Below are 12294 nucleotides of genomic sequence, written 5' to 3'. Positions count from 1 at the left end.
ACGAATGCGGTGAATCGGGGGACTAATCTGGGGGCGTGGCAAGCATTCGAGACGCTCAAAAGCAGATGACCCGCCGGCTTTTCCTCGACAAGGGGCTGGAGCTTTTCGAGGAGAAAGGGTTCGCCGCCACCACGGTGGATGACATCTCCGCTGCCGTGGGCACCACCAGGGCAACCTTCTATTCGCATTTTCCGTCCAAAGCCCAGCTCATGCGCTCGCTCGTCGAGCGGTCCAACGAGATGCTGACGGAGGCCGATGTCCCGCCGCTGCATTCGGTGGTGGAGTCCGGAGACCGCGAGCTGATCAGGGTCTGGCTGGCCCGGAAATTTGACCAGTGGGCCGACATCCGCCCCTATGTTGTGGCGGCTCACCAGGCCGCGGCCAGCGAACCGGACATCCAGGCGGCTTTGGACCAGTGGTTCGACACGGCGATCGACGACATGCAGGCGGGCCTCGACAGCGCCGGGCGTTTTGCCCCGGCCAGCCGCCGGGTCCGCTGCGCGCTGGCCTTCGGCGAGCTGGAGTTCTTTTCCCGGCGCTGGATGCGGCTCGGCTGGACCGTGGACCGCGATACTTCACTGGATCTGATGGTCGAGAACTGGTGCTTCCTGCTGGCTGAGTGAGCAGGCAACACCAGGGCGCAGCCTGTTGGCTGCGCCCTGGTGTTGTCAGCTGCCGCATGGCATCAGCGCGCCTGGACGACCGCCGGCTGGCCCTCCGCCGGTTGGCGGGAGGTGAACGGCAGGACCAGCCTGGACTGGTGGGCGGCGTCGCGGTAGATCTTGTGGGTGACGGGCCGACCCACCGGCAGATGGAAGGCATCCGGCGGCAGCAGCGCGTTGTGCTCGTCGGCCAGCGGCTCGCCGTTCGAGAGCTCTGCGATGAGCTTGTGGCCCGGCTTGAAAGTGTTCGCGAACGGATAGAGGCGCAGGACGTACTCCTCGATCGTCCCCGGCTCCACCGGCACACTGCGGGTGTGCGGGTGGATCGGGTTGCCCTCGGTGCTGCGGTCGTCAAGTTCGCGGTGCGAGGCCTTCAGGTATCCGCTGGTGATCAGCTGGCGCGCGCCGGTGGGCGCGTAATCCCACAGGCGGAGGATGAAGTTGGTGTCCGGCTGGTCGATCTCGGCGAAGATGTGCGCGGCACCGGTGCCGATCATCTCCGTGTCCTCCTCGAAGGCAGGCGTGGACCAGCTGATGATCTCCACCTTGTCGGTCACTGTCAGCGGCGCCTGGTAGAAGCCGTCCGGGGCGGCGTACTCCGCGCCCATCAGCTCGGGCTCGGTCGACAGTTTGTGCCGCGGGCGCAGATAGAGGGACTTGTACTCGACGTCCTTCGGCGGCCACGCCTCCGCAGTTACCAGCTCACGCGAGCCCTCCACGAAGACGCTCACGGCCGGCTCGTCCATGACGCCGTTGTCGATGCCCTTGATCCAGTAGTCGTACCACCGGAACATCTTGTCGTGTTCTTCGATGAAGGGACGCGACTGCATCGGCGGGTACGGGCCGATGTCCAGCTTCTTGGGGCCCTTCAGCTCCTTGAACAGCTCAATCGTGCCGTCCATCGTCCAGCCGCGGCCCTGGTCGATCTGCAGGTAGACCGGGATATCGATGTTCGGGGCCAGCGTGATGGGGTTGCGCTCCTCGTACCAGTCCCCGTCGAGCTCGTTCATCACAATGTCGAACCAGGCCTCGTGGTTCTTCGGGTAGTTCAGGACATGGACCAGGTTCGGCCAGGCGGCCACGTCCGGGTCCGCAAGACGCGTGGCAACCAGCTTCGTCAATTCCCCGGGGGAGTACTTCTCGATCATGCGGGACTTGACGTTGTCCGTGAACGCCCAGCCGGAATCGCCGCCGCGGCCCTCGCGTGCAGCACGCGGCATGAACCACATGATGCCGCCATGGTAGGTGGTCTCGTAGAAGTCGTAGTGGCCGCCGGAGACAAAGATCGCCTTCAGGTGCGGCGGCCGCTCGGCCGCTGCCAGCACCTGCATGGAGCCGAAATAGGAGATGCCGACCATGCCGACGTTGCCGTCGCACCACGGCTGCGCGGCGACCCACTCGATGAAGTCGTAGGCGTCCTGGCCAAGCGACACGCCACCGGCGTTGTAATTGCCGATATGTTCGCCGCCGGAGTGACCCGAGCCGCGCAGGTCGCCAATGACGTGAACGTAGTCCTCCTTGACGATGCGGGCGATGTCGCCGGCCTCGATGCAGCCGTCCCACATCGGGCTGGGGCGCCGCTGTGGCGGGGTTGTGAGGGCCAGCGCCTGCAATTCTTTGCCGTAGGGGCTCAGGGCTACGAGGGCGGGGCGCGGTTTGTCCCCGGTACCGTGATAGGCGTCCGCGGCGAGCTCGACGCCGTCCCGCATCGGGACCCGGAGGTCCTTGCGGACGGCGATTTTCTCCGCGCCGGCATCCAACATCTTCAGGTCATCCATGGGTGCGAAGCTCCTCATCTTTGGTCAGGCCGTCAAAGGCCGTGCGGTAGCCGTGGAGCGTCGTGAAGAACGGGGACGGCTCGAGGCTGGGGTCGCCCGCGTAGCCGAGTTCTGCAGCGACGCGGGCGAAGGGCGAGTATGGCGAGTCCGTCTCCTGGAGGCCGTCGCGAAGGTACCGGCGGGCGGCGTCGTCGATTCGGGTCTCGAGGTCCAGGCTTCCCTGCAGGGCATTCCGGGCCGCCTCACGGTCCAGTTCAACGCCGTACGGCACGCCGTCAGCGTCCCGGTACGGGTGGCCCAGGTACAGGTGTTGCGGGCGGACGTCGTCGCGCAGGTACCGCAGGCTTGAGCGGTAGGCGGCCGGATCCTCGTAGCCGGGGAAGCCGTTGGCCGCTCCGTGGATCTGCACGGCGTCGCCGACGAAGACCGACTGCTGCCCGTCCACGACGTAGGCGACGGACCCGGCCGTGTGGCCGGGGATGTGGTGGACCGAGACGGTGACGTCCCCGCCCAGGGCGAGGGTCTCGCCGCCCTTAACCAGCATGGTCGGCTCCATCTCGCCGGAGATGACGTGGTTCGCGGCTTTCGTCTGCTCCTCGATGGCATTCGGATTGTCGATGTACTGCTGGCGCACGTCCACGTACTGGTCGACGTGCGCGCTCCGGGAGCGCAGCAGAGGCGCGTCGGCCTCGTGGATCACGACCTTCGCGCGCCGTCCGGTGAGCTCCCATAGGGCGTGCGCACCGCCGAGGTGGTCGATGTGGCCGTGGGTCAGCAGGATCCAGCGCACGTCCTCGATCCGGCGGCCGATCGCCTCCAGTGCCGGGACCATGCCTTCGGCAGGGGAGGACGCGATCCCGGTGTCGACAATGGCGGGCTCGGGGGCGTCGATGAAGAAGCTGTAGAGTCCGAACCGGCCCYACGGCGAGACCAGGGGATGAACAGCGACTGGCCCCGTCATTGCCCGGCCCCCGCGTTCAGGAAGTCGCCTGCTTCCTCGAAGGCCCGGTAGAACTCCGGGATCCAGGAAAAGTTCTGGACAAAGCCGTGGTTGGCCCCCGCGTAGCGGCTGACGGCCGCCACGACGCCGGCCTCCGCCAGTCGCTGGCCGTAAAGTTCGCCCTCATCGCGAAGGGGGTCGTGCTCGGCGGTGATGACGAGCGCCGCCGGCAGGCCTGTGAGGTCATCGCGCTTGATGGGGGAGACGAGCGGGTCCGCCGGGTCCGCCCCGCTCTCCAGGTAAAAGGAGTTGAACGGCTTGAGGCCCGCCGTCTCCAGCCCGAATCCTTCGGCGTTCTCCCGCAGCGAGGCGTAGCGGTCGACGTCGAAGTCCAGGTCCAGGGACGGGTAGAAGAGGACCTGATGCGTGATCCGGTCGAACCCGTCGTCGTGGGCCATCGCTGCGACGGCAGCGACGAAGTTGCCGCCCGAACTGTCGCCGGCGATGGCGAGGTTCTTGCCGTCCCAGCCCAGGCTCTTACCCTGCTCGGCGGCCCAACGGACCACCCCGTAGCAGTCGTCGAGGGCGGCAGGGAAAGCAGCCTCAGGCGCCAGGCGGTAGCCGACAGAGATGACCTTATGACCGGTCTCCTTGGCCAGGGCCCGGGCAACGTGGTCGTGCGTGTCCAGGCTGCCGAGGAAGAACGCCCCGCCGTGGAGGTACACCAGAAGCCCATGAGCGTCGGACCCGGCCGGCGTGTAGATCCGCACGGGCACCTCGCCCGATGGCGTCACTGCGGTGGCGTCCTCGACGCAGTGCAGCGGCAGACGGTCCTCCAATGCGGGAACCTGCGCGGCCTCGCCGGCGCGCATGGCCCCCGGGTTCAGCGGCGAGCCGTCGGGCGCCGGCAGGGTGCTGAGAATCTTGGCAATTTCGGGATGGATGGTCATGGGTCAGGCCTTCGACTCTGCTGGTGCGTTGACGGCGGCGGGCTTCTGGGACGTGGGCTTTTGCCCCGGGAAGACGTCATTGACCTCGTCCTCGGTCCACCCCTGACGCGAGATGCGCTGCAGCTCGTCCGTTACCGGCTTGCGGGTTGCCTGGAACAGGGCCAGTGCATCCTTGACAGAGCCGGCCTCGGCCAAGGCATCGGCGAGCGCACCGGCATCCTCGATGGCCGAGTTGGCGCCCTGGCCCTGGTGGTGCAGCATCGAGTGGGCCGCATCGCCCATGAGCACGACGGAGTCCGTGTGCCACGTGTCGACCGGGTCGATGTCGTGGACGGCGCGGATGTTGACGGTGTCCATGTCGAGGCCGCGGGCGATGTTGACGATCCGCTCGTCGAAGCCCTCCACCGTCGCCACGAGGTCATCCTTCGTGATGGTGGGGGCCCAGGTGCTGTCCGGGCACAGTGCGGTGATATCGAAGGACATCTGGTTGCGGTGGCGCAGCGGCAGCAGGTAGACCTTCGTGCCCCTGCCCATGTACATCCGCAGGTTGTCGTCCACCACCATGCCGTGGGCGTCGCCGGCGGAGATCACAGCGCGGTAGGCGTGTTCGCCGGAGAACACCGGGCCTTTGTCGCTGAAGAGCTGCTCGCGCACCACTGACTTGATGCCGTCGGCGCCGACCACCAGGTCCGCCTCGACCGTCGTGCCGTTGGTGAAGGTCAGGACGGAGCGGCCGCCCTTGTCCTCGATGGTCTCCAGCTTGTGGCCAAGGTGCACCATGCCCTGCGGCAGCACGCTCAGGAGTGCGTCGATGAAGTCGCCGCGGTGGATGAGGTGGGTCTGGCTCTGCCCGCCGAACTCCGGCCAGGTGTCCTTCATGATCGGCTCACCCGTGGCGGTGAGGATTTCGAAGTAGTCGCTCGGGGAGCTTACGTTCGCGATCGTGTCGAAGATGCCCCACTGGCTGAACCGGTGCATGGTGGCAGGACGCAGCCCGATGCCGGCGCCGACCTCCCGCATCTGGGATGCCTGTTCGTACACGCTGACGTCGGCACCGAGCAGGCTCAGGGCCTTGGCCGCCGCGGCGCCGCCGTACCCCGCGCCGACGATGGCGATCTTGAGGTTCTTGATGTCTTCAGCCTTCATGGTTTCATCTCTTTCTTGACTCTTTCTGGGCCCGGGCCATGTCTGGCGGAACGGGCAAGTTGTGGTGGTCTGTCCGGGGTCAGGCGTGAAGGGACAGGAAGTCGGCCGGGTTGTCCTCAAGCAGGAGTTTGAGGGTGGCGTCGTTGATACCGGCCGCGCGCATGTCGGGGATCATGTCCTCGAAGATGTAGTTGATGGTGTGGCCCTTCACGCCCGGCCAGCCCAGCGGACTGCAGTTTGCGTCCGCCGATACGAGGAGCTTGTCCGCATAGCCCTTGTTCACGAGGTTGACGAAGTGATCCATGCGTTCGGCACGTTTGCGGCCCCAGAACGGCGGATCAGGCAGCTCGAGGTCGTAGCCGAAAGTGTCGAAGCCGATGCGGCCGCCCTGCTCGTAGATCCAATCGTGCGGGGTAACCGGAGCGTTCAGGCCGTCGTCGGCGTGGCCGAAGAGCACGCGGTCCAGCGGGAGGCCTTCTTCGTTGAAGATGTTCACTGCCGGTTCCGGGTCGATGGCCAGGTGGGTCAGGACCGGAGCGCCGGTGACGACGGCGGCGCGGGCCGCGGCCCGGTAAATGCGCTTGTCCAGATCCGTCATGCGTCCGCCGCGGCTCACGCCGACTTTGATGACGCCGGCCTTGGCGCCCGTGTTGCCGATGCCGACGGTGATCTCGTGGATGAAGACCTTCGTGAGGTAGTCCACGCTCGCGCGGGAGAAGTGCGGCAGGGCGGTGTCTCCGCCGACGAAGCCGGTGCAGGCAACGATGTGCACGCCCGTCTTCCGGGACAGGGACTTGTAGTAGTCGACGTCGCGGCCGTTGCAGATGCCCGTGGCGTCCACGAAGGTACCGCCGCCGTATTCGCGGAACTTCCGCAGCTTCGGCACGGTTTCCTCGTAAGCCTGCTCCGGCGACTTCCACCACCTGGTATCCAGTTCGGACCCGGGCATGCCGTAGCCGATGTGCTCGTGGACCGCCACGATTTCCAGTTCTTCGGCCGGGATGGTTCCCAGCACGGTGTTGACCTTGGTCATTCGTTCACCTCAGGGTTTCGAAAGCTTGTTGTGTGTGGACCGAGCGGCGCTTAGCGCACGGTCAGCAGGTTGCGCGGGTTATCCACGAGGATGCGCCGGGCGTCTTCGTCGCTCAGGCCGTGGGCCTTGAGGTACGGCACGAACGTCGTCAGGACGTGGCTGTAGGGCAGGTTGTACTCCGGCAGCCCTTTGGCAACGCCGATCGAGTTGCCCGACAGGATGATCCGGTCGGCATGGCCTGCCTTGACGAGCCCGAACACCAGTTCGGCGCGGCCATGGTCGGTGAGGTAGTCCGCGTGGTCGTTCAGGCCCACATGGTCGATGCCGACGAAGGCTCCCCGGCCGGCCACCTCGATGGCGGAGCCGGCAGCGTCCCTGCGGTCGAGGTCGCCGACGAGCACCCGGTCGGCCCCGAGCTGCTCGTCCAGGACGATGTCCAGATCGTGCAGGACATCGGCGCCAAAGCGGATAGAGACCGGGACGCCGGTGTTCCTGGCGGCGCGGGCGGAGCCGCGGAACAGGCTTTCCTCGGTCGGGGTCATGCCGGCGCGGTCGGCAATGGTCGCGACGATGCCGGCGGCGGCGCGGCGCTCGACCCGGGGAACCACCATCCCCTCAGTGACCTCCTTGCCGAAGAGATCGGCGAACTTTTCGGCCGGCCACGGGGTGGGCGGGTTGGTCTGCGGCGTCAGGAAGTATCCGCCGAGTTCTTCCTCCGGGCCCAGGCCCGTGGAGGCGACGATGTGGACGCCGGTGGTGCGGGACAACGCCTCGTAGAGCTTGAGGTCGCGGCCGTGGAACATGCCCGTGCTGTCGACGATCGTCTGCCCGCCGTGCTCGCGGAAGTCCGCGAGCTTGGCCGCCAGGGCCTCGAAGATCTGTGCCCTGTCCATGGAGATCTCTGGTGCGTACTGGGCGCCCGGGACCACTGACAATAGGGCCTCATGGAGCGCGACTACGCCCAGTTCCGAGGCAGGGACGGGACCCAATACCGTATTGACGGTTTGCCCGGTGGGGGCGTGGAACGCGTCCCCGCTATCGACGGGTGTGGTGTGACTCACTGGCTTCTCCCTTGAAGATCGGGTGCTGAATACAGGGGCGCCGGGGTGCCTGACCGTGCCGTAGCCCCGTTGCGGTGTAGCCAGCATCACATCTTTCTTTACATTGTGTCAAGAAAACAGACGAGCCGTACACGTCCTTTGGGTGTCGATGCGTTCATGAAGCAAACGTTGAGTATGTTTTCTTGACATCTCGTAAAGATTGATATCAGACTGTGGTGAGCGCCACATCCACCTCCGCCTGCCGGCTCTTGCTCCGGCAGGGCACCAGTCATGGCGCGTCACCGGAGGATCGACCCGGAACAAAGGAGTTTCATCGATGAGTCAGACCATTTCGGTACCGAGCCGCGGCTCGGTGCGAGCCACTTTCATAGCCGCCTACAGCGCGGTCACACTGGCCCAGATCACCAACGCGCTGCCGGGCGCCCTCAGCGGCACGTTCGCCGCGGAATTCCATACTTCAGGCGCGGGCCTGACCTGGATCGCGGGCATGTTCTTGATGGGTATTGTCGTGTTCGAACTCAGCTGGGGCCTCCTGGGCGACGTGTTCGGACGCAAGAAGCTTCTGTACATCGGAGCCGGGGTCAGCATCGTCGGCTCCGTCATGGCTGCGCTGGCGCCGACAACCGAGATGATGATCGCCGCCCAGGCCGTCGGCGGCATTGGGGCGGGCATCCTGTTCCCCATCTCGCTGTCCATGATCGCCGCGATCACCCCGGATCACCGCGCACGGGCGAAGGTCATCGCCACGTGGGCCGGGTTCCTGTCCCTCGGCGCGGTGATCTCCCCAGTGCTCGCTGGCTTCACCGCGCAGTTCTTCACCGTGCCGGGTGCTGCGCCGGGTGCGCCGAACGAGTTCAGCGGCTGGCGGGCGGCCTACCTGGTTGCGGCCGCAATTGCCGTGCTCGTACTCCTCGTCGCGCTCCGGGCGAAGGACTCCGCGGCAGCCGAGGGGCGCAAGTTGGACATCCCCGGCCAGATTACGCTCGCGCTCGGACTTATCGCCGTCCTCTACGCCACGGTGACAGCGGTTGATGCCGGCTTCGGCAGCGCCCAGGTGATTGCAAGCTACGTCGCGGGCGGAATCCTCCTGGTCTCCTTCGTCGTCATCGAATCACGCACCGCGCAGCCCCTGATTCACCTGTCGCTGTTCAAGAACAGCGCCTACTCGATCACCGGCATTGTGGCGGTCACCGGCATGTTCGCCTTCCTCGCGATCTGCTTCAGCACCAGCGTCGCCGTCAGTGGACTCGCGCTGGCCGAGACCTGGAAGGTCGGTGTGCTGTTCGTCTTCATCCAGGGCCCGGCATTCGCCTTCATCCCGGTGGTGGGGTGGCTCATCCACCACGTAGCACCGCGCTGGGTGCTCACCGCGGGCTTCGTCCTCATGGCAGTCTCCGGTTTCTGGCTCTCGACATTCGCCCTCGGCACTCCGGAGGCCTTCGGCGGCACCCCTTGGACGGCCTTCATTCCGCCGCTCCTGCTGTTGGGTATCGGATTCGCGCTCACCGTCGGTTCCGTCACCGCTGTTGCCATCAACACCGTCCCGCCCCAGCAGATCGGCATGGCTTCGGCGACGACGAACCTCCTGCGCGACCTCGGCTTCGCCCTCGGCCCCGTTGTCGGCTCAGCCATCGCCTTCGGCATCGGAGCCACGGCCTTCGCGGGTCCCCTTGCCGGGATCCTCGGCGGGGCGGGACTGCCCGCAGAGGCCGTCAGCGGGCTGGCGAACGTGCCGCCGCTGGGCTTCCTCGCCGGCTGGGACGGGGTCATCGCCCAGTTCTCCGGCCAGGCACTGGCAGGCGGCGCGCCCACCCCGGCGGTCGACGGTATGGTCCAGGCCCTCAATGCCGCACAGCCGCAAATCCAGGGCGTGGCAGGGACCTCACTGGGCCAGGGGTTCCAGGCTGTATACCTCACCGCGGGCATCGCGGCGATCCTCTCCGCCACTCTCACCCTCTTCATCTCTGCCCGGTCCTCGGCGCCCGCGCCCGAGGCCATCGCCGAGACCACCGAAGTAAACGCCGAGGCGGCCGTCTAAGCCTGACGGCCTCCGGCACTGACCTGACCACCTACCTTCCGCAAGGAGAACACCGTGACTGCACCCACCGAATCCGGCATCGACATCTGGGACGACGACGTCCTGGTCGACCCTTACCCCACCTACACCGCGCTCCGCGAGCAGGCCGCAGTGGTCCACCTCCCCAAGAACGACCTCTACGTCCTGACGCGCTACGACGTCATCCGCGACGCGCTCGGCGATCCGGAGACCTTCTCATCCACCAGCATCGGTTTCAACCCCATGGTGAACGAGGCGCTGCAGGGCACCTCGCTTGCCTCCGACCCGCCCGTCCACACCCAGCTCCGCGCCACGCTGTCCCAAAACCTCACCCCCCGGGCGCTCCGCGGCCTGAAAGTCGTCATCGACGAAAAGGCTGACAAGCTCGTCGCCGAACTCGCCGCCAGCGGCAGCTTCGAGGCCATCGATTCCCTGGCCCGGGCCTTCCCGATCGAAATCGTTGCCGACCTCATTGGCTTCAGCGGACACGTCAAGGACAACATGCTGCGCTGGGGCCAGGCCGCGATGCAGGTTATCGGCCCGCTGAACCAGCGCACCCAGGAGAGCTTCCCGATCGCCGGCGAGCTCTACGGCTGGTGCTCGTCGGTCACCGCAGAAGACCTCACACCCGGCTCAATCGGCCGAGGTATTTTCGATGCCGAGACACGCGGCGACATTCCCCAGGGTTCTGCGGGGCACATCATCCACCAGTACCTGGGAGCCGGCGTTGACACGACAATCGCGTCAATCGGGAACATCATTGCGCTGTTCGGCCGCCACCCGGAGCAGTTCGAACTGGTTCGGAAGAACCCGGACCTGGTCCCCGCAGCGTTCGCCGAAGTGCTGCGCTACTGGGCCCCGGTCCACATCTGGGGCCGCAAGGCAATGCGCGACGTGGCGATCGAGGGCGTCACGATTCCCGCAGGTGCGCAGGTGGGCATCCTCTTTGGGGCCGGCAACCGCGACCCGCGGCACTACGGGGATCCCGACACCTTCGACGTGATGCGGAACCCCGTGGACCACCTGTCCTTCGGCTACGGACCGCACGGCTGCGCCGGCCAGGGCCTGGCGAAACTGGAAGCGCATGCGATCATTGAGGCGCTTGCCCGCAGGGTGAAAACGCTGACGATCTCCGACGAGGTCCGGGAGCCGAGCAACATCACGCGGAGCCTCGAGTCGCTCCAGGTCGCCAAGGTGGTGGCATCATGAGGATCGAACTTGACCGGCCGCGCTGCGAGGGCCACGGCCTCTGTGAAGAAGYCGCGCCCCGGCTGATGCACCTCGACGATGACGGCGAGCTGTTACTCGACGTCCCGGACGTCCAAGGCGCTGACCTGGACGCCGCGAAGGCGGCGGTAAGGGTCTGCCCGGTTGCCGCACTGCGATTGGCCGCGGCATGACGATGCGAAAGATCGTGGTGGTCGGCAACGGCATCGCCGGGCTCACGGCCTGCGACTCGCTGCGCTCGGCCGGCTTCGACGGCGAGCTCACCGTTGTGGGCGCGGAGCGCCACCAGCCCTACAGCCGGCCGGCCCTCTCCAAGGCGCTGCTGCACGCTGTCGACGGGCAAAGCGACGGGAACAGCGACGGCGGACTCCAACCCCATGTGCTCCCCGAGCCGACCCACGAAGCAACGGAGCTGCTCGGAGTCAGCGCCACGGGCCTGGACGTCGCGGCCCGGCTGGTGCGCCTGGACGGGGGAGGGGAGCTGCCGTATGACGGCCTCGTCATCGCTTCGGGTTCCCGGGCAAAGCGACTCGGGGCGGGTGCGCAAGAGACGCAGAAGAAGGGAACAGCCGGACCGCAACGGGACGGCTCCCACCGGGAACTCACCCTGCGCACCATCGAGGATGCGATCCTCCTCAAGGAACGCGTCGCATCGCGCCCGTCGGTTATCGTGATCGGCGGCGGAGCGCTGGGCATGGAGGTCGCGTCCGGTTGCGTGCACGTGGGCTGCGAGGTCACCCTCGTCTCCGACGGCAAGCCCCTGGCGCGTCAGCTCGGCGACCATCTGGCGGACATCTTCACCGCCGCCGCCATCCGGCGCGGACTGCGCGTGGTTGGCGGCGGGAAGGCCCGGCTTGTCGATCACGGCGCCGGGGCAAAGGTCGTCCTGGCCGACGGCACCGTGCTGGAGGCTGACCTGGTGGTCACCGCCATCGGCGATGAGCCGAACATCGGCTGGCTCGCCGGCTCGAACCTTCTCGTCGACGGAGAGCTGCGGGTCGATTCGCGCGGCAGGCTCCGGTCGGACATCGTCGCCGCCGGCGATGTGGCGTCCTTCCCGACCCGCCGCGGGGTGGAACGGGTGCCCCTGTGGACCAGCGCCATCGACCAGGCCAGGGTCGCCGGCGTCGGCCTCCTGAAGGGTGACGCGGCGCCCGAGTTCGACTTCCAGCCCTACTTCTGGACGGAGGGCTTCGGCCTCTCGCTCAAGTCGGCGGGCTTCGCGCCGGCTGTCGGGCCTCCCGACTACTGCGAGCCCGGCGGGGGCGCGGACTCGATGCTGCTTCGCTGGGACAACACGGACGGTTCCGGCACCGCCGCCGCGCTCAACTACCGGATCCCCGTCCCCAAGCTGCGCCGGTTCGCCGACGCCGGTCCGGCCGCGCTGCGTGCGGCGCGCCCGCTCGAACCTGACGCCGCACAACACCGTTAGGATTGATCC

Annotated in this window: 11 protein-coding genes; 5 read left to right on the top strand and 6 right to left on the bottom strand. The window is 66.9% G+C overall.

Going from position 1 to position 12294, the window contains the following annotated elements; genetic code table 11:
• The first annotated feature begins 35 nt into the window (after nt 1-35).
• Nucleotides 36-623 carry a TetR/AcrR family transcriptional regulator gene (locus AC1D1A_RS16280; RefSeq protein WP_476858548.1) on the top strand — a complete coding sequence of 196 codons (588 nt, stop codon included), beginning with the start codon at nt 36-38 and terminating at the stop codon, nt 621-623.
• A gap of 62 nt (nt 624-685) precedes the next feature.
• Here AC1D1A_RS16280 and AC1D1A_RS16275 read toward each other — a convergent pair whose 3' ends face one another.
• The 6 genes from AC1D1A_RS16275 to AC1D1A_RS16250 all read right to left on the bottom strand — a co-directional run bounded on the left by AC1D1A_RS16275 (nt 686) and on the right by AC1D1A_RS16250 (nt 7570).
• Nucleotides 686-2440, bottom strand: a complete 1755-nt coding sequence (locus AC1D1A_RS16275; protein WP_476948173.1) for a CocE/NonD family hydrolase — start codon at nt 2438-2440, stop codon at nt 686-688.
• Entirely contained in the window at nt 2433-3401 is a 969-nt protein-coding gene (locus AC1D1A_RS16270) for an MBL fold metallo-hydrolase (RefSeq protein WP_476948172.1), read from the bottom strand. Before AC1D1A_RS16270 ends, AC1D1A_RS16275 begins: the two co-directional genes overlap by 8 nt.
• Nucleotides 3398-4330 carry an alpha/beta hydrolase gene (locus AC1D1A_RS16265; protein WP_476948171.1) on the bottom strand — a complete coding sequence of 311 codons (933 nt, stop codon included), beginning with the start codon at nt 4328-4330 and terminating at the stop codon, nt 3398-3400. Before AC1D1A_RS16265 ends, AC1D1A_RS16270 begins: the two co-directional genes overlap by 4 nt.
• Before the next feature lie 3 nt (nt 4331-4333).
• Nucleotides 4334-5476 carry an FAD-dependent monooxygenase gene (locus tag AC1D1A_RS16260; protein WP_476948170.1) on the bottom strand — a complete coding sequence of 381 codons (1143 nt, stop codon included), beginning with the start codon at nt 5474-5476 and terminating at the stop codon, nt 4334-4336.
• A gap of 79 nt (nt 5477-5555) precedes the next feature.
• Nucleotides 5556-6509 carry a phosphotriesterase family protein gene (locus tag AC1D1A_RS16255; protein ID WP_476948169.1) on the bottom strand — a complete coding sequence of 318 codons (954 nt, stop codon included), beginning with the start codon at nt 6507-6509 and terminating at the stop codon, nt 5556-5558.
• A gap of 50 nt (nt 6510-6559) precedes the next feature.
• A complete protein-coding gene (locus AC1D1A_RS16250) occupies nt 6560-7570 on the bottom strand; it encodes a phosphotriesterase family protein (RefSeq protein WP_476948168.1) in 1011 nt (336 codons plus the stop codon).
• A 316-nt stretch (nt 7571-7886) separates the two neighbouring features.
• On the opposite strand from AC1D1A_RS16250, the gene AC1D1A_RS16245 reads away from it, so the two are divergent.
• The 4 genes from AC1D1A_RS16245 to AC1D1A_RS16230 are packed head-to-tail and all read left to right on the top strand — an operon-like array spanning nt 7887 to nt 12285.
• Entirely contained in the window at nt 7887-9608 is a 1722-nt protein-coding gene (locus AC1D1A_RS16245; RefSeq protein ID WP_476886541.1) for an MFS transporter, read from the top strand.
• 54 nt (nt 9609-9662) lie between these two features.
• The gene (locus AC1D1A_RS16240; RefSeq protein ID WP_476948167.1) at nt 9663-10835 is read left to right on the top strand and encodes a cytochrome P450; all 1173 of its coding nucleotides are present in this window, start codon (nt 9663-9665) and stop codon (nt 10833-10835) included.
• Nucleotides 10832-11026, top strand: a complete 195-nt coding sequence (locus tag AC1D1A_RS16235) for a ferredoxin (protein WP_476948166.1) — start codon at nt 10832-10834, stop codon at nt 11024-11026. Before AC1D1A_RS16240 ends, AC1D1A_RS16235 begins: the two co-directional genes overlap by 4 nt.
• Nucleotides 11023-12285, top strand: a complete 1263-nt coding sequence (locus AC1D1A_RS16230) for an NAD(P)/FAD-dependent oxidoreductase (RefSeq protein ID WP_476870814.1) — start codon at nt 11023-11025, stop codon at nt 12283-12285. The genes AC1D1A_RS16235 and AC1D1A_RS16230 overlap by 4 nt, the downstream gene beginning before the upstream one ends.
• Nucleotides 12286-12294 lie beyond the last annotated feature (9 nt).

The sequence above is a fragment of the Arthrobacter sp. P1_B9 genome, from assembly GCF_056406495.1.
Note: the sequence above shows the minus strand (reverse complement) of the source record. Positions and strands in the feature narration are given on the sequence as shown.

Excerpts from the sequence above, each read along its gene's own strand:
- AC1D1A_RS16275 (WP_476948173.1), bottom strand. The coding sequence starts at position 2,440 with ATGGATGACCTGAAGATGTTGGATGCCGGCGCGGAGAAAATCGCCGTC.
- AC1D1A_RS16265 (WP_476948171.1), bottom strand. The coding sequence starts at position 4,330 with ATGACCATCCATCCCGAAATTGCCAAGATTCTCAGCACCCTGCCGGCG.
- AC1D1A_RS16260 (WP_476948170.1), bottom strand. The coding sequence starts at position 5,476 with ATGAAGGCTGAAGACATCAAGAACCTCAAGATCGCCATCGTCGGCGCG.
- AC1D1A_RS16255 (WP_476948169.1), bottom strand. The coding sequence starts at position 6,509 with ATGACCAAGGTCAACACCGTGCTGGGAACCATCCCGGCCGAAGAACTG.
- AC1D1A_RS16245 (WP_476886541.1), top strand. The coding sequence starts at position 7,887 with ATGAGTCAGACCATTTCGGTACCGAGCCGCGGCTCGGTGCGAGCCACT.
- AC1D1A_RS16230 (WP_476870814.1), top strand. The coding sequence starts at position 11,023 with ATGACGATGCGAAAGATCGTGGTGGTCGGCAACGGCATCGCCGGGCTC.